General features: G+C 72.0%; 17 protein-coding genes and 1 pseudogene. 11 read left to right on the forward strand and 7 right to left on the reverse strand.

The window, feature by feature from the left end:
- Window positions 1-98: 98 nt before the first annotated feature.
- From ACIP82_RS26720 to ACIP82_RS26760, 9 genes are all read left to right on the forward strand, one after another.
- On the forward strand, window positions 99-1,937 hold the full coding sequence (locus tag ACIP82_RS26720) for a glycoside hydrolase family 15 protein (protein ID WP_400656910.1): 1,839 nt from the start codon (window positions 99-101) through the stop codon (window positions 1,935-1,937).
- Window positions 1,938-2,433: 496 nt separating this feature from the next.
- Window positions 2,434-2,892, forward strand: a complete 459-nt coding sequence (locus tag ACIP82_RS26725) for an NUDIX hydrolase (protein WP_400656912.1) — start codon at window positions 2,434-2,436, stop codon at window positions 2,890-2,892.
- Complete coding sequence (locus tag ACIP82_RS26730; RefSeq protein WP_400656914.1) at window positions 2,889-3,389, forward strand: NUDIX domain-containing protein; 501 nt, start codon at window positions 2,889-2,891, stop codon at window positions 3,387-3,389. Before ACIP82_RS26725 ends, ACIP82_RS26730 begins: the two co-directional genes overlap by 4 nt.
- Window positions 3,386-4,249, forward strand: a complete 864-nt coding sequence (locus ACIP82_RS26735) for an aminoglycoside phosphotransferase family protein (protein WP_400656916.1) — start codon at window positions 3,386-3,388, stop codon at window positions 4,247-4,249. Before ACIP82_RS26730 ends, ACIP82_RS26735 begins: the two co-directional genes overlap by 4 nt.
- A gap of 68 nt (window positions 4,250-4,317) precedes the next feature.
- A complete protein-coding gene (locus ACIP82_RS26740) occupies window positions 4,318-4,803 on the forward strand; it encodes an NUDIX domain-containing protein (protein WP_400656918.1) in 486 nt (161 codons plus the stop codon).
- A 5-nt stretch (window positions 4,804-4,808) separates the two neighbouring features.
- Window positions 4,809-5,027: a hypothetical protein gene (locus ACIP82_RS26745; RefSeq protein ID WP_363614284.1), complete on the forward strand. Its 219-nt coding sequence runs from the start codon at window positions 4,809-4,811 to the stop codon at window positions 5,025-5,027.
- 183 nt (window positions 5,028-5,210) lie between these two features.
- Window positions 5,211-5,756, forward strand: a complete 546-nt coding sequence (locus ACIP82_RS26750; protein ID WP_400656921.1) for an HIT family protein — start codon at window positions 5,211-5,213, stop codon at window positions 5,754-5,756.
- A complete protein-coding gene (locus ACIP82_RS26755) occupies window positions 5,753-7,756 on the forward strand; it encodes an ABC transporter ATP-binding protein (protein WP_400656922.1) in 2,004 nt (667 codons plus the stop codon). The genes ACIP82_RS26750 and ACIP82_RS26755 overlap by 4 nt, the downstream gene beginning before the upstream one ends.
- Window positions 7,757-7,780: 24 nt before the next feature.
- Window positions 7,781-8,236 (forward strand): hypothetical protein, encoded by a 456-nt coding sequence (locus tag ACIP82_RS26760; protein WP_400656924.1) that lies wholly within the window; start codon window positions 7,781-7,783, stop codon window positions 8,234-8,236.
- A gap of 87 nt (window positions 8,237-8,323) precedes the next feature.
- Here the strand turns inward: ACIP82_RS26760 and ACIP82_RS26765 are convergent, their stop codons facing one another.
- From ACIP82_RS26765 to ACIP82_RS26785, 5 genes are all read right to left on the reverse strand, one after another.
- Complete coding sequence (locus tag ACIP82_RS26765) at window positions 8,324-9,079, reverse strand: nicotinamide mononucleotide transporter family protein (protein ID WP_363614276.1); 756 nt, start codon at window positions 9,077-9,079, stop codon at window positions 8,324-8,326.
- 146 nt (window positions 9,080-9,225) lie between these two features.
- The gene (locus ACIP82_RS26770; protein WP_363614274.1) at window positions 9,226-9,693 is read right to left on the reverse strand and encodes a riboflavin kinase; all 468 of its coding nucleotides are present in this window, start codon (window positions 9,691-9,693) and stop codon (window positions 9,226-9,228) included.
- Window positions 9,686-10,213, reverse strand: a complete 528-nt coding sequence (locus ACIP82_RS26775) for a flavin reductase family protein (RefSeq protein ID WP_400656927.1) — start codon at window positions 10,211-10,213, stop codon at window positions 9,686-9,688. Before ACIP82_RS26775 ends, ACIP82_RS26770 begins: the two co-directional genes overlap by 8 nt.
- Before the next feature lie 35 nt (window positions 10,214-10,248).
- Window positions 10,249-11,595, reverse strand: a complete 1,347-nt coding sequence (locus ACIP82_RS26780) for an NtaA/DmoA family FMN-dependent monooxygenase (protein ID WP_400656929.1) — start codon at window positions 11,593-11,595, stop codon at window positions 10,249-10,251.
- Window positions 11,596-11,718: 123 nt separating this feature from the next.
- Window positions 11,719-12,639, reverse strand: coding sequence for a ribokinase (locus ACIP82_RS26785; RefSeq protein ID WP_400656931.1), 921 nt, complete (start codon window positions 12,637-12,639; stop codon window positions 11,719-11,721).
- A gap of 142 nt (window positions 12,640-12,781) precedes the next feature.
- Between ACIP82_RS26785 and ACIP82_RS26790 the strand changes: the two genes are divergently transcribed.
- The gene (locus ACIP82_RS26790) at window positions 12,782-13,768 is read left to right on the forward strand and encodes a LacI family DNA-binding transcriptional regulator (protein WP_363614266.1); all 987 of its coding nucleotides are present in this window, start codon (window positions 12,782-12,784) and stop codon (window positions 13,766-13,768) included.
- Between the two features lie 345 nt (window positions 13,769-14,113).
- Here ACIP82_RS26790 and ccrA read toward each other — a convergent pair whose 3' ends face one another.
- The gene (gene ccrA, locus ACIP82_RS26795; RefSeq protein WP_400656934.1) at window positions 14,114-15,466 is read right to left on the reverse strand and encodes a crotonyl-CoA carboxylase/reductase; all 1,353 of its coding nucleotides are present in this window, start codon (window positions 15,464-15,466) and stop codon (window positions 14,114-14,116) included.
- Window positions 15,467-15,616: 150 nt separating this feature from the next.
- Window positions 15,617-15,768, reverse strand: a pseudogene (locus ACIP82_RS26800) (metallophosphoesterase); the annotation flags it as partial.
- Window positions 15,769-16,052: 284 nt separating this feature from the next.
- On the opposite strand from ACIP82_RS26800, the gene ACIP82_RS26805 reads away from it, so the two are divergent.
- The gene (locus ACIP82_RS26805) at window positions 16,053-18,803 is read left to right on the forward strand and encodes an AAA family ATPase (protein ID WP_400656950.1); all 2,751 of its coding nucleotides are present in this window, start codon (window positions 16,053-16,055) and stop codon (window positions 18,801-18,803) included.
- Window positions 18,804-18,831: the final 28 nt, after the last annotated feature.

Consider the following 18,831-nt stretch of genomic DNA (forward strand, 5'->3'; position numbering starts at 1 on the left):
CGGCGTACCGGTTCGCTTCGGCGCCCCAACATGCCGCGATCTAGCATGAAACGAGAGGTTCGGCTCGATGTCCCGCAGTACCGGGTGAGGAGGCCGCCATGGCGCAGTACGGCAGAGGCGGATTCGGACAGCCGGACGGTTCCCGGTATCCGCCGATCTCCGAGCACGGTCTGATCGGTGATCTCCGTACCGCCGCGCTCGTCGCCACCGACGGCACCATCGACTGGTACTGCTGCCCGCGATTCGATGCACCCAGCGTGTTCGCGTCCATACTCGACGCGGACCGGGGCGGCCGCTTCGAGCTGTCCGCGGACGTGCCGGCCCGTACCCGGCAGTTCTACTTCCCCGACACCAACGTCTTGATCACGCGCTTCTTCGCGGCGGACGGGGTGGCGGAGATCCAGGACTTCATGCCCGTCGTCGACGAGTCCCGCGAGGCGGACCGCCACCGGCTGATCCGGCGGGTGCTCTGTGTCCGCGGGACGCTCCCGTTCCGGGCGAAGATCGCCCCGCGCTTCGGCTACGGGACCGAGGCGCACACCGTGGAGCTCGGGGGCGGTTACACGGAGTTCCGCTCCCCCTCACTGTCCCTGACGCTGACCACCACCGTGCCGGTCGAGACCGACGGCATGGACGTGTGGTCACACTTCAAGCTGCTGGAGGGCGAGTCCGCGGTGTTCGCCCTCGACCGGGTGAGCGCCGGTGTCAGCCCGCGTTCCTGCCCCCACCTGGAGGCGGAGCGGCAGTTCGAGGCCACCGTCCGGTTCTGGCGCCACTGGCTGTCCCGCTCGCAGTACCACGGGCGGTGGCGGGAGATGGTGCATCGCTCCGCCCTGGTCCTGAAGCTGCTCACCTACGCACCCACCGGCGCGATCGTCGCCGCCCCGACCACCAGCCTGCCCGAGCAGATCGGCGGCGAGCGCAACTGGGACTACCGCTACGTCTGGGTCCGCGACGCGGCCTTCTGCACCTACGCCATGCTCCGCCTGGGTTTCACCTCGGAGGCCGAGGCCTTCATGGGCTTCATCTCCGAGCACGGGATCATGCGGGGCACCAACGTGACCGGCCCGCTGCAGATCATGTACGGCATCGACGGGCGCTGCGACCTGCCCGAGTACGAGCTGTCCCACTTCGAGGGCTACCTGGGGTCGGCGCCGGTCCGGGTGGGAAACGCCGCCACCCAGCAGCTCCAGCTGGACATCTACGGCGCGCTGATCGACTCCGTCTATCTCTACGACAAGTGGGGGCAGCCGATCAGCAGCGGTCACTGGGACGAGGTCGGCGACGTGGTGGACTGGCTCTGCGAGTGCTGGGATCAGCCCGACGAGGGAATCTGGGAGACCCGGGCGGGCCGGCGCAACTTCGTGTACTCGCGGCTGATGTGCTGGGTCGCGCTCGAACGGGCGATCCGGACGGCGAACCGGCGCGGACTCCCCGCCGACCTGCCCCGCTGGCGCCAGTCCCGCGACGCGATCTACCGGCAGATCATGGCGCGCGGCTGGTCGGCCGAGCGCGGCGCGTTCGTCCAGGGGCTGGACGACAAGGTCCTCGACGCGTCCCTGCTGATGATGCCGATGGCCAAGTTCATCTCGCCCACCGACCCCAAGTGGCTCTCCACCCTGGATGTGCTCACCTCGGACCTGGTCTCCGACTCCCTGGTCTACCGCTACGACCCGACGGCCAGTCCGGACGGACTTCGGGGCTCCGAGGGCACTTTCTCGATCTGCTCCTTCTGGTACGTCGAGGCGCTGGCCCGGGCGGGCCGGCTGGAGGAGGCCCGGCTGGCCTTCGAGAAGATGCTCACGTACGCCAACCATCTCGGCCTGTTCGCCGAGGAGATCGGCCGCACCGGTGAACAGCTCGGCAACTTCCCCCAGGCGTTCACCCATCTCTCCCTGATCAGCGCCGCATTCAATCTGGACCGCGCCCTGGGCTGACCGTGGCTTCGCGGGAGTCGCCCACCGCGCTGTGCCGCCCCGGCGACCAGCACGCCGCCGGCCCCGATACGCCCGCCGTCCCAAACCTGCTCGGGCGGCTGACCAGCCGAACGGGTGAATCGGGCGACGGCTACGCGCTGCGCGACCTCCTCGCCCACGAGAGCGTCCACGACCGCCTCGAACCCGGACGGACAGCCTGGCTCGAACGCGCGCTCGCCGCCTGCACACTGGGCTCCGCCACCCTGCCCGTGCCCGTCCGCGACCGGCTGGAGGCCCCCTCGCCCGCGCCCGGGAGGTGCTCGAAAAGTCACCGTTCGACCCGGGCTCGCCCGGAGGTAAATCCGCTTGAACGCCGCACTCGAACAGCACCATCATCGGACGCCGAACACCCCGTAGCACTTCCCTGAACTCAGCTTTGCGGTAGCCCACTTGGCTATCAGAGCGCCCTGGTTCAGTAATCCTGCGCACCCGCGCACCGACCGTGTCCGGAGGACCTGTGGCGAAGACCGGCACCGACCGACGGACAGTGCCCGCCCCGGAGATCGACCTCGACGTACTGACCGACCTCGCCCTCCGCGACACCTCCGGCCGGATCCTGATGATCCGCCGGGCCGCGCACGACGTTCTGCCCGGCCTGTGGGAGTACCCGGGCGGCGGCCATGAGGACGGTGAACCTGTGTCGGCCGGTGCGGCGCGGGAGCCGGCCGAGGAGACCGGGATCTCGATCGGGCGGCTGGCACCCGGCCCACACCACGACCTCGTGCACCCGCTCACCCGCGTCCTGCACACCGTCTGGGACGGGCCCGAGACGGTGCTGCGGCTCGGCGACGAGGGCCTGGCCTTGCACGTGGTCCCTCTCGACGAGGTGCTCGACCTCAAAGTCCCGCTCTACATGCACCACTACCTGCCGCTGCTCACCGCAGCGGCCGACAAGCGCCCCTGGAGGACCTCGTGACCCAGCTCGACGAAACCGGCCGCCCAGCGGACACGGCAGCCCGCGAGCCCGGGACGGACCCGCTGACCCTGGTCGTCGGCGTCCACCTCGTCCTGGTCGACGGCGACGCCGTGCTGCTCGGGCGGCGGCGCAACACCAGCTACGCCAACGGGCTGTGGCACCTGCCGGCCGGGCACATGGAGCGGAGCGAGCCGGTCACCCGCTCCATGACGCGCGAGGCCGAGGAGGAACTCGGCATCACCATCGCCGCGGACGACCTCGCGCTCGTCCACACGCTGCACCACCTCGACGCCGCCAACGGCCGCAGTCGGCTCCAGCTCTTCTTCCGCCCCGCGCACTACCGCGGGCAGGTGCGCAACGCGGAGCCGCACAAGTGCGAGGAACTGCGCTGGTGGCCGATTGGCCGGCTGCCGGCCGACATCGTGCCCTACACCGCGCACGCCCTGGGCGAGATCGCCTGCGGCAACCTGCTCTCCACCGTCGGCTGGCCGGCATGACGGCACACACCCTGCCCGACGACGCCGAGCGGCTGCTGCACGAGACGGCAGGTCCGTACGGGTTGCCGGGCGTACGCTCGCGGGACCGTGCGGGCCGACCGTCGGTGTGGGAGATCCGGACCGGCGACGGGCGCCGGCTGTTCGCCAAGCGGCACAAGAACGAGCTCATGCACCGGCGCGAGACCTCCGCCTACCGGCACCTCGCACCCGCCCTCGGCGAGGAAGGTCGGGCCCCGACCTTCCTCGCCGAGGACACCTCGTCGCGGTTCGTCGTCACCACAGCGCTGCCCGGCACCCCGGCCATCAAGGCCACCCTCGGCCCGGCCGAGGAACGGGAGGCGTACCGGCAGGCCGGCCTGCTTGCGGCACGCATCCACACCCACCCGACCTCCGACGGCGTGGTCGGCGAGCGGCTGCCCTGGAGCAAGGAACGCGAGGGGGCGTTCGCCCGTGCCCGCGACGCCCAGCTGTCCGACGAGGACGTCGAGGTCCCGGCCGAGGCCACCCGCATCGAGCCCCGGCATACCGCTCTCACCACCTGCCACGGCGACTTCGGCCCCCGGAACTGGCTCGTCCGCCGCGACGACGATGGCCGACTCATCGTCGGCGTGATCGACTTCGAGCGCAGCCAGGTCGAGGAGCCGGTGCGCCGCGGCCTGATGCGGGTCGTGCTCCAGCTCACCCCGTACCGGCCCGACCTCCGCACGGCGTTCCTGAGCGGCTACGGACGCGAACTGACCCCGGCGAGTGGGCGGCGTGCCGGGCCTGGGCAGCGATCGACTGCCCCGCCGTCCTGCGCTGGGCCTTGGACCACCACCACCACGACGAGGAGATCCTCGGCTACGCCCGCACCGTCCTGAAGCAGCTGCGCCACCCCGCACCGACCGTCTGAAGTCCCCATCCGCTCAGCCATCTTGGAGGTAGCACTGTGGAGAGCCTTCGCCAGGCCGTAGCCGTGATCGCCCACGACCAGGACCAGGGCCTGGTCGCGACCGTCCACTACGCGGCGAACAGCTGGAGCAACACGCTGGCGTGGACCATCCCCGGCGGCAAGGTCGAGGTCGGCGAGCGCCTCGACGAGGCCGCGGCCCGCGAGCTGCGGGAGGAGACCGGGCTGATCGTCGCCGCCGAGGACCTGCGGCTCGTCCACACGGTCCAGGTCGCAGTCGGCTGGGACGGCCGGGGTCCGTTCCTGCTGTCGGTGTTCCTCGCCACCGCCTGGCGCGGCGAACTGACGAACACCGAGCCGGACAAGCACCTCGATGTGCTCTGGTCCCCGGCCGACGCACTGCCCCTGCCGATGTTCCCGACGTCCCACGCCGCGCTCACGCTCTACCTGTCCGGCGGACGGGGCTTCTCCACCCACGGCTGGGAGGACGAGCGCTTCGACCCGCGCACCCTGGTCGGCGGGTGAGAGCGGTGGCCCGACACCGACGGCCACCCGGCCCGCAGTTGCCGGCGGACGCCGACGACCGGCTGCGTGCCATCGCCGACGAGCAGCCTGTCGTGGAGGAAGGCGTCGCCACCTTCCCCGGCAGCACTGTGCCGTACGCCTACCGCACTGTGCACCAGCCGGACGGCAGGACCGACCGTCACCTCGTCCGCCTCGATCCCCCGCCACCGGATCCGTCCCGCTGACCGCCTTCCTGGAGGAATCGCCGTGCCAGGCCTCTCTGTTCGCCCCGCCATCCCGCAAGGCGCCGACTGCAGCTCGGTCGAACCGCGTGCCACCGAGGCCGGTGCCCCGCCCTGCCGTTCCCTGGGCTTCGGTCCGCTCGACGGCTACCTGGTGCGGCGGCCCGGGCCCGAGGGGTGGGGCCGGTGAGCGGCTTCGACCTCGACGCCTACAACGAGCGGGCCCGCACCGGGCCGTGCTTCATCTGCTCGTTGCTCGCCGGCGTCCCCGGGTACGAGCACCGGGTCGTCCTGGACGACGGCGTCCATGTCGTATTCCTCGACCGCTACCCGACCCTGCCGGGCAAGCTGCTGGTGGCCCCGCGCGCCCATATCGAGGACGCCATCGGCGGGTTCACCGAGGAGGAGTACACGGCCCTGCAGCTGGTGGTGCACCGCGTGGCCACCGCGCTCGCCACGACCGTCCCGACGGAGCGCCTGTACGTGCTCAGCCTGGGGAGCCGGCAGGGCAACGCGCACGTCCACTGGCACGTCGCCGCGCTGCCTCCCGGTGTCCCGTACGAGCAGCAGCAGTTCCACGCCCTGATGACCGAGGGGGCCGGCGTCCTTCCGGACGACCCCGAGCAGTCCGAACACCTCGCCACCCGGCTCCGTGCCCACCTCCATCGATACGCCCACGGCGACGCCATGTCACCGGCGACTCGGCCGAGTCCCGCAGAGGAGACCACTTGAAGACCCGCCCGTCCAGCCCCGAGCCCGAGGGCGAGGTCTCCGACAGCGAGCGGTTCCTGTTCGGCGGCCGGCTGCGCTACGACTACAACTTCGACGACCACGAGCAGACCATGCTGAAGGTCGGATTCCTCACCATCGCCCGCCAGATCCCCGGGATGCTCCGCACCGCGCTGCGCCTGGCCTGGCAGGCCGATCGCACCGCGCTGGTGGCCGTTGCGGTCGCCGAACTCGGCCGGGCCCTGGCCACCGCGTTCGGCCTGCTCGCCACCAACCGCGCCCTCGCCTCCTTGTTCGCCGTGGGCAGCGCCGACCGGCTGCTGCGGGCAGCGCTGCCCGCGGTCCTCGCCGTCGGCGGGGCCTCCGCCGTGTCCGCCGTGCTGCGGACCGTCTCCCAGTGGGCGGGCGGCCGGCTGGAGCCCAAGACCGAACGGGCCGCGACCGTCGCCTATCTCCGCCGGGCCGCTCGCGTCGAACTCGCCGCGCTGGAGGAGCCCGACTTCAGCAGGATGCTGGAATCGGCGCGGTTCGGCACCGCAGCCGTCCGCCGGCTGATCAGCCAGAGCATCGCCGTGCTCACCGCGCTGCTCGGCCTGGTCGCCGCCGGCGGCGTCCTGCTCAGCCTCGACCCCGTCCTGCTGCCCATGCTGGTGCTGATCGCCGCCCCGAAGGGCTGGGGCGCGGTCCGCTCCGCCCGCCGCCGCTACGGCTCGGTGATGGCCTGGCTCCAGCACCACCGGGCCGCCTCCCTGCTCGCCCAGCTCATCACCCAACCGCACTCCGCGGCCGAAGTCCGCGTCCACGCCATCGGCCCGTTCATCCTCGGCCACTACACGGCGATGGCCGAGGCGTCCGAACAGGAGCAGAACCGCCTCGCGGCGGCGACCGCCGTCACCTCACTGCTGGCGTCCGTCCTCTCGGGCCTGGCCGCCGCCGCGACCTTCGCGCTGCTGGGCTGGCTCGTCCACGACGGGCACATGGCCCTCGCGGTCGCGGGCACCGCCGTGGTCGGCATCCGTACCGGCGCCGCCGACATCACCTCCCTCGTCGGCACCGTCAACAACCTCTACGAGGAGGCCCTGTTCGTCGCCGACCTGGAACGGCTCCAGCGCGAAGCCGAGCGCCGCGCCATCCCCACCGGCGGCACCGCCCTGCCCGAACGCCCGGACGTCATCACCCTGGAGGACGTCGCCTTCACCTACCCCGGCCGCAGCACCCCGGCCCTGTCCGGAATCACCCTGACGATCCCGCGCGGCCGGGTGGTCGCCCTGGTCGGTGACAACGGCTCCGGCAAGACCACCCTCGCCAAGGTCCTCACCGGCCTCTACCCGCCCGCCACCGGCCGGATGCTCTGGGACGGCGTCGACGCGACCGCCGCCGACCGCGACCAGCTGTTCGCCTCGGTCGCCGTACTCGAACAGGGCTTCCAGCAATGGCCGTTCACCCTGCGCGCCAACGTCCTGATCGGCCGGCCCGAGCACGGCGACGACCCGACGCTGCTCAAGCGGGCCGCCGACCACGCCGACCTGCACCCGATCGTCGAGGCCCAGGACAACGGCTGGGACACCCTCGCCGCCCGCGGCTTCAAGGGCGGCGTGCAGCTGTCCGGCGGCCAGTGGCAGCGCATCGGCATGGCCCGCGCCCACCACCGCGCCACCACCACCGGCCCCGGCGGACGCCCCGCCCACCTCGTCATCGCCGACGAACCCACCAGCGCCCTCGACCCGAAGGCCGAGATCGCCGCCTTCGCCCGGGTCCGCGAACTCGCCGACCGGGGCCAGGCCGTCATCCTCATCACCCACCGCCTGGCCGCCACCGCCGACGCCGATCTCATCTACGTCCTCCACGAGGGCCGGCTCGCCGAACACGGCACCCACGCCGAGCTGATGGCCGACCCGGCCGGCCGCTACCGGGCCTCCTACCTTCTCCAGGCCCGCCAGTACGCCACCGGGATCCCCCACCAGCGGGACGCGACGACCACGGCCGGCGTCGAACCCGCCTGACCACCCACCGATACGGAGCAGCCGATGCCCACCTGGGACGAGATGTGTTCAGCAGCCGAGGAGGTGCGCGCCCGCTACGACGACATCAACCAACGCGAACTGGGCCGCATCTGGGACCTGACGGACTTCGTCCTCGGCTTCACCGGCGACGTGGGCGACCTCGCGAAGCTGGTCATGGCCCACCAGGGCCACCGCGCCGATCTGGCCGCCGATGCCGGGAGGATCGGTCACGAGCTGTCCGACTGCTTGTTCTCGCTGATCGTCATCGCCAAGGAGTCCGGCGTCGACCTCGGCGACCGGTTCACCACCGACATGGCGGCCCTCGCCACCCGCCTTCGCCCCGCAACGGGCCCGGAGCCCGCCACCGGGGCACGCGTCGAAACGCCGTCGGCCCCGACAACGGCCACGGTCGGGGCAGGCGGTCGCGGCGGGGCGGCGGCCCGGACCTTCAAGGTCGAGCCGACCGGTCCCGAGGTGTAGGGCCGGGCAGGACCACACCCTCTCCCGGCACGCCGGGAGAGGGTGTGGTCGCGCCTGGTCTGCGCACCGTGCGGCCGTGGTGGTGGGTCAGTCGGTGGTTCGGAGGCCGGTTGCGGTTTCCGTGTCGGGCCGGACGGGGTGCGGCCGGGCGGTCGGTGCGGTGTCGTCGCGGCTTTCCACGAGGACGGCCGGTTCGAGGGGAGAGGCGATCTCCTGGGGCTTGCTGTGGGACGCCCAGTCGCGGATGCCGATGACGACCATGACGAAGAAGATCGCGTAGACTATTCCGGAGAAGTAGAGCTCGGAGTGGATGGCGAGGGGGACGCCGACCAGGTCCACGGCGAGCCAGACGAACCAGAATTCGACGTACCGGCGGGCCTGGCTGTACATGGCCAGGATCGAGCCGACGAAGATCCAGGCGTCCGCGAGGACCATCCACCAGGGTGCGCCGGGGTAGAAGGAGGCGTCCGCCGTCTTGAGCAGGGCGCCGAAGGCGAGACTTCCGGCGGCCATGACGGCGATCAGTGCGACGCGCTGGCCCCATGGCGCCCAGCGGACGTTGATGGTGCCTTCCTTGTCTCTGCTGCGGCGCCATGTCGCCCAGCCCCAGGACGCCGACGCTATGATCACGATCTGCCGGGCGGCGTTGCCTCCGAGGTGGACGTTGATGCTCGCGATCAGCAGCAGGACCGAGCCGAGGATCTGCACCGGCCAGGCCACGAGCGAGCGCCGCAGGGCCAGCCAGACGGTCGCGAGCGCCAGGATGTTGCCCAGGAAGTCGGACCAGTAGACGGGGACGCCGAAGAAGCTGAACTGCTCGTTCAGCCACTGGAATACGCTCATTACTCACGCCTTTGTTCGTTCGGAGCGAGGTGGGGGTTGTGCTGCGGGACCGGACCGGGCCGGTCGTGGCGCGCGAAAGCCGGCTGGGGGGCGGCGGTGGGCGTGGGGGTGCGCGCGCCGGGTGTGTGTGCGGGGTGGGAAGAGGGTCAGGCGGTCGCGGTGTCAGCGGTGTCAGCGAACGCGTTGAGCGCGTGGGCCAGGACGCGCCGCCCGCGTTCCGAGGCGAGGAACTCCTCGGAACGCAGGACGTCCTGCCGGGCGGCGCGCACCAGATCGTCGGGCGAGGCGAACTTCACCGTGTCCCGGATCCGGGCCACGAACCACAGTCCGACGCGCTCGCCGTAGAGGTCGTCCGACGTGTCGTGGCAGTACACCTCGGTGTGGATCTCCGCCGTGTCGCAGAAGGTGGGGTTGGAACCGACGCTGATCGTCGCGCGGTGCAGGGCGCCGGTGGGGTGGCGCACGACCCAGCCGCTGTAGACCGCGGGCGGTGGGACCGGCGAGCCGGGGTCGGGCGCGATGTTCGCGGTGGGGAAGCCGAGCCCGCGGCCCCGGCCGGCGCCGTGCACCACCGTGCCCGTGAGGTGCGCGAGGACGGCCGGGGCGTCACGCATGGGGGGTGAGCTCCCGGAACTGGCTGGTGTGGAAGACGAGCGGCTCCACACCGGGGAACAGCTCGGCCGTCATCAGCTCCATGAGCACGATCTCGTGGTCGCCGCCGTCGTAGGTGGCGCTCACCCGGGCCGTCAGCCACAGTGCGGCGTCGTCGATCACGACGGCGCCCTCGGGCGTCGCCCTCCACGCGACGCCGTCGAAGCGGTCGGCCTCGCGGGAGGCCAGGCGCCGGCACAGCCCGCCCTGGCCGCGGCTGAGCACGCTCAGTCCGAGGACGGGCGCCTGCGCCAGGCGCGGCCAGGTGGTCGAGGTCCGGGCCACGCTCACCGCGGCCATGGGCGGTTGCAGCGAGATCGAGACGAACGAGCTCGCAGCGAACCCGGTCGGTTCGCTCCCGCGCAGCGCGCCGATCGCGACGACGCCGGTCGGGTAGGCCCCGAACGCCTGGCGCAGCGTCGCCGGGTCGAGTTCCTCCGTCGGCGCGGTGGGCCGGGGCGGGTGGTGGGCGGACGTGGCCATGGTCTTCGCCGTCCTCTCGTCTCGGGTGGGGTTTCTCAGTGCCGGTGCCGTGCCGCGGGGTGGCTGTCCGGCAGCGCGCGGCCGGACGCCCCGGTGAGCCGTTCGCGCAGGCTCTCGCCCGGGGTGTACTCCCCCCGGAACACTCCGCGTGCCCGCAGGATCGGCAGGACCGACTCGACGAAGTCCGTCGTGGAGGTCGGCTGGACGGTCGGGGAGAGCAGGAACCCGTCGAGGTCGGCGCCTTCCGCGAGCGCGCAGATCTCGTCGGCGATCTCCTCGGCCGTGCCGACGACGGGCCGCGCCCCGACGCCGTGGGTGTGCCAGTCGGCGAGGACGTCACCGACCGTCTTGCCGGCGAAGCGGGCCACCTGGGTCTGCGACAGCTCGGTGGACAGGTCCGCCATGGGCGTGTGGGGCGGGTAGGAGGAGAGGTCGAGCCCGGTGAACATGGCGTAGCTGGCGACGGTCACCTCGGACCGCTGGGCGTCGAGGATGCGCTGGTAGCGGCGCTGGGCGTCGGAGGTCGTCGCGCCGACGACGCACGAGAACGCCGACATCACCTTCACGTCGTCGGCACGGCGGCCCGCCCTGACGGCCTCCTCGCGGATGGAGGCGGTGTGCCCGGCGAGCTGTTCGACCGAGCCGCTTCCCACGAACATGCACTCGCCGTGCCGGCCTCCGACGCGGCGGCCGGCGGGCGAGGCCCCGGCCTGGAACAGCACGGGCGTGCCCTGGGGGGAGCGCGCGGTGTTGCCGTATCCCTGCGAGCGGAAGAAGGGGCCCTCGTGGGTGACGAGGTGCACCTTGGCGGGGTCGGCGAACCTTCCGTCCTTGTCCTTCTCCAGCGCGTCGGGCTCCCAGGCCCCCTCCCAGTACTTGTAGACGAGGTCGAGGAAGTCCTCGGCCATCCGGTAGCGGTCGTCGTGCGCGACCATCTCCATGCCGAAGGCCTTGACCGCGGTGTCGGCGGTGCCGGTGGTCACGACGTTCCAGCCGATCCGGCCGCCGGAGAGCTGGTCGAGGGTGGCCAGGCGGCGCGCGAACGCGTAGGGGGGTTCCACGAGGACGGAGCCCGTGATGACCAGGCCCAGGTCGGTGGTGGTGGACAGGAGCGCGGCGGCCACGACCATCGGGTCGAGCCGCGGGAGGTCGAGGGTCTCCTCCGTGGCGATGGGCGGGCGGACTCCGTCGATCTCGGACCAGCCCCAGGCGTCGGCGAGGAACAGGAAGTCCAGTTTGGCGTCCTCGCAGACCGCGGCGAGTTCGCGCCAGTACCCGAGGGTGTCGAAGAGATGTCGCCGGCTGTCGGGGTGGCGCCAGGTGGCGGTGCCGCTCGCGTTGGTCTGCGCGTTCTCGAACAGGCCGAGCTTGAGGTTCCTCATGGGTGGTTCTCCGTTGTGCTGGTGGGGGCCCTGCGGGGTGTCAGGAAGCGGTGGGGGCCTTGGGGGTTTTGTCAGGGTGCCGGGCGGTGGGGGCCCTGCGGGTCGGGAAGGGCTCTGCGGGGGTCAGGAAGCGGTGGGGTCCGCGGGTGTGTCGAGCTGGGCCGCGTAGGGCATGGCGGCCTGCGCGCCCAGGCCGGTGACGGCGTGGGAGGCCGCGCGGACGGCGCGTTCGGCCGCGGCGGCGAGGCCCGCGCCGCGGGCGAGGGCGTCCGCGAGCGCGCCGCAGAAGGTGTCGCCGGCGCCGACGGTGTCGACGGCGGCCACCAGCGGGGCGGGGATGTGCGTGGCGCCGGCGCGGTCCGCCTGCTTCAGCAGGGCCCCGTCCGCCCCGAGGGTGACCACGACGGCCCGGCACGGGAGCGCGGCGCCCTCCAGCAGGTCCCGCGCGCCGTCGAGGGTGGCGGGCCGCTCGGTGCCCAGGAGCGAGGCCAGTTCGCCGAGGTTGGGGACGAGGACGTCGACGGCGGCCAGAACCCGTGCGTCGACGGGTCGGGCGGGGGCGGGGTTGAGGACGACGATCCCGCCCTGTTCGCGGGCCCGCAGGACCGCCTGGTCGACCACGTCGGAGGGGATCTCGTTCTGGACGAGGACGACCTCCCCCGCCGACCGGACGAGCCGCGGCGGCAGGTCCTCCACCCCGAGGCCGGCGTTGGCCCCCGGGTTCACGACGATGGTGTTCTCGCCGGCGTCGTCGACGACCACCGCCGCGATCCCGGTCGTCGTGTGTGGGTCCGACCGCACGGCTTCGACGTCCACGCCCTCGGAGGCGAGCGCCCCGAGGATGGCGGAGGCGTCCGCGCCGACCCTGGCGACCAGCCGCACCCGCGATCCGAGGCGGGCGGCCGCGACGGCCTGGTTGGCCCCCTTGCCGCCCGCGCCCTCCACGAAGCGCCGCGCGAGCACGGTCTCGCCAGGCCTTGGCAGGGCCCTGACGGTCAGGACGAAGTCGCGGTTCACTGAACCGACAACGGTGATGGACGGCATTGAACGCTCCTTGGGAGATCGATCTCCCACATGCTGGACCAGCACTCACACGCCGTCAAGTACCCTCATCCTGCACATCCCGCCCCGCACGGCCGCCCCACCGCCGTGGCGCACCCGCCCACCGACCGCGAAGGACACCCACGTGACAGCGCCCCGACTCCTCGACGTGGCCGAGGCCGCCGGCGTCTCCCGCGCCACGGCCTCACGTGTCCTCGCCGGCACGCCCCGCAACGTCGACCCCGAGCTCGCGCGCCGCGTCGAGGAGGCCGCACGGCGGCTCGGCTACCGGACCAACCACTCCGCCCGGGCGCTGCGCACCGGCACCACCGGCACCGTCGGCGTGGTCGTCCCCACGCTCGCCAACCCCTACTTCGTCCAGCTCGCCGACGCCATCGCCCAACAGGTCCGCGCCGCCGGTGGGCAGTTGGTGGTCTCCGACGCCGCCAACGACACCGCCGTCGAGGCCGAGCAGATCGAGACCCTGCTCGACGGCCGCGTCGACGGCCTGCTCGTCGTCCCCGTCTCCGCCGGCGCGTCCGGCCCCGCCGTCCGGGCCGCCGCCAGACGCGCCCCCGTCGTCCTCTTCGACCGCTGGGCCACCGACTCCGGCACCGTCGCCGTCACCCTCGACAACACCGCCGCGATGCGGCTGCTCCTCGACCACCTCGAAGGCCTCGACCGTCACCGGATCGCCCTGGTCGCCGCCGACCAGGCGTCCTCCTCCGGCGCGGAACGCCTCGCCGCCTTCACCGAGGCCCGCGGGGCCGACGCCACCACCGTCCTGCTGCCCAGCTTCACCACCGACGCCGGCCGCACCGCGGGCCGCCGCATCGCCGAACAGCACACCCGGATCGACGCCGTCGTCTGCGGCGCGGACGTCCTCGCGGTGGGACTGGTCAGCACGCTGCAGCGCTCGGCGGTCTCCGTGCCCGGACAGATCGCCGTCACCGGCTTCGACGACACCGAGATACTCGAACTCCTCGACCCGCCCATCACCTCCATCCGCCACCCGCTGGCCGCCATGGCCGAGCGCGCGCTGACGCTCCTTCAGGCACCCGGCCGCGAAAGGGCCGAACGGGTCGAGCGGTTCCCTCCCCGGCTCGTCGTCCGCGCCTCCACCGACGGATAGCCCCGAGAGGGGCGGCAAGCCCGGCGGGGCGGGATCTGACGGGCTGCCACCTGACGGGGTGGGAAAACCTGACGCGCGGAAACCTGACGGGCGGCCGCCTCGCCCCGGCCCTCGCCGCGCGTCGTCCGGACCGGCATCCGGGCGCCACGCATGAACGCGATCACGGAACGCCGGGTGCGATCCTGCCGAACCGGGCTGTTCGACCGCACCCTCATCCGGAACCGGGCCCACCTGCTCCACGCACCGCGCGAGTACGAGCAGTTCCACACGCGCCGGCCGGGCCGCGGCCCACGCCGAACGGTGGTCCGGCCACGCGCCGGTGACGGTGACGGCCACCCGGGTATGTCACCCGGTGGGCGCCGAGGTGGTCCGGAAGCGGTTGATCGCGTCGATGTGCCGGGCGCGCAGGTCGTGGTCGCGGATGCCCATGCCTTCGTGGGGGGCGAGGCAGAGGACGCCGACCTTGCCCTGGTGGAGGTTGCGGTGGACGTCGTAGGCGGCCTGTCCGGTCTCGTTCAGGGGGTAGGTCCTGGAGAGGGTGGGGTGGATCCTGCCCTTGGCGATCAGGCGGTTGGCCTCCCAGGCCTCGCGGTAGTTGGCGAAGTGCGAGCCGACGATGCGCTTGAGTGACATCCACAGGTAGCGGTTGTCGTATTCGTGGTTGTAGCCGCTGGTGGAGGCGCAGGTGACGATGGTGCCGCCCTTGCGGGTGACGTAGACGCTCGCGCCGAAGGTCTCGCGGCCGGGGTGCTCGAAGACGATGTCCACGTCCTCGCCGCCGGTCAGTTCGCGGATCCGCCCGCCGAGGCGCTTCCATTCGCGGCGGTCCTGGGTGTGCTCGTCCTTCCAGAACCGGTAGCCCTCGGCGTTGCGGTCGATGACCGCCTCGGCGCCCATCGCCCGGCAGATGTCGGCCTTCTGTCCACTGGAGACGACGCAGATGGGGTTGGCGCCGCCGGCGAGGGCGAGCTGGGTGGCGTAGGAGCCGAGGCCGCCGCTGGCGCCCCAGATCAGCACGTTGTCGCCCTGCTTCAGGCCCGCGCCGTTGCGGGAGACCAGCTGGCGGTAGGCGGTGGAGTTGACCAGGCCGGGGGCGGCGGCCTCCTCCCAGCTGAGGTGCCTGGGCTTGGGCATCAGCTGGTTGGACTTCACCAGGGCGATTTCGGCGAGGCCGCCGAAGTTGGTCTCGAAGCCCCAGATGCGCTGTTCGGGGTCGAGCATGGTGTCGTTGTGGCCTTCGGAGGATTCGAGTTCCACGGACAGGCAGTGGGCGACGACTTCGTCGCCGGGGTGCCAGGCGTTGACGCCGGGGCCGGTCCGCAGGACGACGCCGGCCAGGTCGGAGCCGATGACGTGGTAGGGCAGGTCGTGGCGCTTGGCGAGGGGGGAGAGTCTGCCGTAGCGCTCCAGGAAGCCGAAGGTGGGCAGCGGCTCGAAGATCGAGCTCCAGACGGTGTTGTAGTTCACAGCACTGGCCATGACGGCGACCAGCGCCTCGCCGGGGCCGAGTTCGGGGACCGGCACCTGCTCGATGTGGAGGGACTTGCGCGGGTCCTTGTCCCGGCTCTCCATACCGGCGAACATCTCCGCGTCCTGCTTGTGGACCGTGACGGCCCGGTAGGACTCGGGGAGCGGCAAGGCGGCGAAGTCCCGCCGAGTGGCCTCGCCGGAAACGACGGCGTTCACGATGGCTTCCACGTCAATCACCTCACGTCGGTTTGCTACTGCGACAGTTGTCTGGTGGTCGGGGCGGCTGAAGCCTTCGCCGGAGGAGCCGACGGCGCCGGAAGGATGCGGCGGGGAACGGTACGCGGGTGACGGGGACGCTTCCACTCACGGGACGCCCGGCGCCCGCTCGATATCGGCGACCAGCTCGCCCCGTCGCCGGCCACGAGCAGCCAGTCCCGGTCGGATTCCGGGCGCAGCTTCTCGACAATGTCCCGGTTTTCGGGATAGGCGACGTGCAGGTCGCTTATCCCCGGCAGCTGGCCATGGTTCATCGGCCGGCGCAGTGAACGGTGCGGGTGCGGCCGTCCCGCATAAGCGGGTGAAAAAGTGTCACAGCAGTGAAGTATCGCGGCGGCGACTGTCGTGCATACCCCTATCTTCGCCCGCCGACACCCCTATCTTCCCCGGTGTCGGAACCCCTATCCTCCCTGGTGATCGGGCGTTGTCCGCAGCATTGATCACTGTCCTCATCGCTCGGGTACCATCCCCCCCAACTGCCGCCAGCCATACGGGACCCGGCCGTCGGCAATCTGACCAAGGATTCGGAGTGTTGAGCATGCTGACCGGCAGAGGAGAGCAACTTGCCAAGCTTGTGGATGAATTCTCCCGCTGCCTCTCCGGCAATGCAGGCGTTGTGGTTCTCCAAGGGCCGGCCGGATTCGGCAAGACAGCAATCCTAGCGAAATTCGCACGGCAGTTGGAGCAGCACCGGGCCGTGGTTCTCCGTATCACCGGAAACCCCGGGGAGCGGGAGGTTCCGCTGGCGGCCCTGCGCCAGCTGCTCCACGACCCCGCGCTGCCGGCCCCGGAGCACGCGCCGCTGCGGGCGGCACTGGGCGTACGGACCCCCGCCGGTGCCGCCGCCCCCGACGCTACCGCAACGGCCGAAACGCCGTCCGGCGAACGCGCCTTCTGCCTGGCCCTCCACAACCTCGCGGCCCGCGTGCCCGTGGTGGTCCTGGTGGACGACGCGCAGCACGTCGACGCGCCGACGCTGCGCCACCTGCTGGCCACCGCACGCTCCGTACGCACCGACCCGCTGCTGCTCGTCCTGACCGAGACCGCCCACGAGCGGCACCGCGACCCGGCGTTGCGCACCCTCTTCCTTCAGCACCCGAACCTGCTCCGGCTCTTCCTGCGCCCACTTCGCCCGAATGACGTCGCCGAGGTGCTCGGCGAGACGTTCGGGGCGGCCGAGGCGCACCATCGCGCCCCGTCCTGGCACACCGTCAGCGGCGGTAATCCGCTCCTTCTCAGGGCCTTACTGGAGGATCATCACACCGCCGCCGCGCAGGGGCGCGCCCCGACGCCGGCCGAGCCCCAGGTCGGTGAAGCCTTCATCGCCGCGGTACGCAGCATTCTGAGACGCTCCGACCCGATCGCCGAGGACCTGGTGAAGGGGCTGTCGGTGCTCGGCCGCGCGGCGTCGCCCGAGCTGCTGAGCCTCATGCTGGACGTCAGCCGCGGCACCGTGACCCGCGGCGTACAGGCGCTGAACGCGATCGGGCTGATGGACGGCTGCGCGCTGCGCCACCCGCTGGTGCAGACGACACTGCTCGACGAGTTGGCGCCGCAAGGACGCGCCGCCCTGCACCGGCGTGCGGCCGAACAGCTGCGCCGCGCCGGTGGCAGCGGCCTCACCGTCGCCGAACACCTGCTGGCCGCCGGGTCTTCGACCTCGTTCGAGCCGTGGGCCGTCGATGTCCTGCGGTGCGCGGCCGAGCACGTGCTCGCCGGCGACGTGCCCCTGGCGGTGAGGTACCTGGAACTCGCCTGCGCCGCCTGCGCCGACCCGGCACAGCGCGTCGAGATCCGGCTCAGGCTCGCGGCCGTCCTGCTGCGGCTGGACCCCTCCGCGGTCGAAACCCATCTCATGGAGCCCCTCGCCCTGCTGGACAGCGACCGGCTTCCCGAGTCCTGCGCCGGTCCGCTGGCCCGGCTGCTGCTCGCGCTGGGGCGGGTCGAGGAGGCGCGACGGACGCTGCACCACTTCGGCGGCGCGGGAAAGGACGATCCCGGCACGGCGGACGTGCGCGGGATCCTCGACACCGCACTGATCGGTTCGACGCCGACGACGTCGGCCTGCGGTTCCGCCGCGCCGGCCGTGACACTGCCCGGCCCCACCCCGGCTCGCCCGGTCCGCAACGAGCCGACCGCCCTCGTCGCCGAGGGCTCACTGCAGCTACTGGCGCTCACCGAGGCGACGTTCGAGCCCGCCGTGACCGCCCTGTCCGCCCTGGCCCGGGGCAACCGCTGCGCGGCCGAGATCGAGGCGCGGTGGCAGCTGCTGACCGGCGAGGCCCGGGGATGGCAGACACCGGGCTGGCGGACCATACTCGCCATGATCCGCGGCGAGATCTCCCTGTCACAGGGCAACCTGCACAAGGCGGTGGAGTACGCCGCCGACTCCCTGGAGGGGGTCACGGAAGAGATCGGCAGCGTCTTCGCCGCAGGAGCGATCGCCACCCAGATCCTCGCCTACACGGCCATGGGACGGCTGAACGCGGCGGCCCGCCAGCTCAGCCGCCCGGTCCGCGACAGCGTGTTCCGGAGCGTCTACGGGCTGAAGTACCTGCGAGCCCGGGGACACTACTACCTGGCGACGGGCCGGGCGCACGCCGCACTCGGCGAGTTCCTCACGGCGGGGCGGCTCGCCAAGCAGTGGCACGTCGACCAGCCCGTGCTGCTGCCCTGGAACATGGACGCCGCGGAGGCATGGCTGCGCATCGGCGAGCGCGAGCCCGCCGAGCGCCTGATCAGACGCCAGCTCGACGAGACCGGCAGCTCCCGTATCCGGGGAACCGCGCTACGGCTGCACGCGGGGCTCGGCGAACCCGCGCTGCGTCCCCGGACACTGACCCTGGCGGTGGCGGAACTGGAGAGGTCCGGCGACCGGCTGGAACTGGCCCGCGCCCTGGCCGACCTCGGCCGGGCGCACCGGGCCCTGGGCGAGTTCAGCAGGGCCGGCGCGATCACGGACCAGGCCTGGCGGCTGGCCAAGGAGTGCGGGGCCGACGCCCTGTGCGAAGCCATTCGGCCGGGCCGGCTGAAGGCGCATGAGCAGTCCCGGGCGGACGACAACGAGTCCAGCCCCATCTCCAGACTCAGCGATTCGGAAATACGGGTGGCCGCCCTCGCGGCACGGGGCTCCACGAACCGTGAGATCGCGGCCGAGCTGTACATCACCGTGAGCACCGTCGAGCAGCACCTCACCCGCGTGTACCGAAAGCTCAACATCCGTGGGCGGCGGCAGCTCGTGATGGACCTCGGCGTGGACCGCCTCCCCATGGCATCCGGAATCGCCTGACGGAACCGGCCGGACACGGATGGTGACG

It is taken from the genome of Kitasatospora sp. NPDC088548, assembly GCF_044753005.1.
In the GTDB taxonomy this organism is placed as follows: domain Bacteria; phylum Actinomycetota; class Actinomycetes; order Streptomycetales; family Streptomycetaceae; genus Kitasatospora.